The sequence below is a fragment of the Rahnella perminowiae genome (assembly GCF_019049755.1).
GTDB lineage: Bacteria > Pseudomonadota > Gammaproteobacteria > Enterobacterales > Enterobacteriaceae > Rahnella > Rahnella perminowiae.
The window spans coordinates 1-510 of sequence record NZ_JAFMOS010000057.1 but is presented as its reverse complement, the minus strand read 5'-3'; the positions used below and the strand labels follow the sequence as shown (position 1 = coordinate 510).

General features: G+C 43.9%; 2 protein-coding genes. Both read right to left on the bottom strand.

Annotation, left to right across the window (positions count from 1 at the left end; genetic code table 11):
* Nucleotides 1-34: 34 nt before the first annotated feature.
* On the bottom strand, nt 35-175 hold the full coding sequence (gene ykgO, locus J1785_RS00280; RefSeq protein ID WP_013576611.1) for a type B 50S ribosomal protein L36: 141 nt from the start codon (nt 173-175) through the stop codon (nt 35-37).
* Nucleotides 176-196: 21 nt separating this feature from the next.
* The gene (locus J1785_RS00275; protein ID WP_120506405.1) at nt 197-451 is read right to left on the bottom strand and encodes a type B 50S ribosomal protein L31; all 255 of its coding nucleotides are present in this window, start codon (nt 449-451) and stop codon (nt 197-199) included.
* Between the last annotated feature and the right edge of the window lie 59 nt (nt 452-510).

The following is a 510-nucleotide window of genomic DNA, read 5'->3' as shown; positions in this document are numbered from 1 at the left end:
TTTATTGAGCAACCATGGGCATGAAGAGGCGTTGTTAACGTTTTTTCTTCTTACCCTGTACAGCTTTAAAACGTGGATTGCTTTTGCAAATCACATAAACCCTGCCTTTACGGCGAACAACGCGACAATCCGGATGACGATTTTTTGCTGAACGTAATGAACTCAGAACCTGCATAACGATTTCCCTGATGTAATTTTATTTTTTACCGAGGAAGCTACCGAAACGTTGGTTGAACCGCGCGGTGCTGCCTTCCTTGGAATACTCTTTCTGCTTACCGGTGTAGTAAGGGTGAGAGGCTGAAGACACTTCAATCGTGATATACGGGTAGGTTGCCCCTTCCAGTTCAATGGTGCGGTCCGTTGATATGGTAGAGCCGACTTTGAAGTATTCGTCAGCACTGGTGTCGTGAAAAACCACGGTGCGATATGCAGGATGGATAGTGGGTTTCATGATGCCTCTTTATGTAATGTTATACTATAACATAAATTATGCACTCATCAGGTTTAAGG

What these genes read in the sequence shown, in the direction of transcription:
- J1785_RS00275 (WP_120506405.1), bottom strand. Translation starts at nt 451, where the DNA reads ATGAAACCCACTATCCATCCTGCATATCGCACCGTGGTTTTTCACGAC.
- ykgO (WP_013576611.1), bottom strand. Translation starts at nt 175, where the DNA reads ATGCAGGTTCTGAGTTCATTACGTTCAGCAAAAAATCGTCATCCGGAT.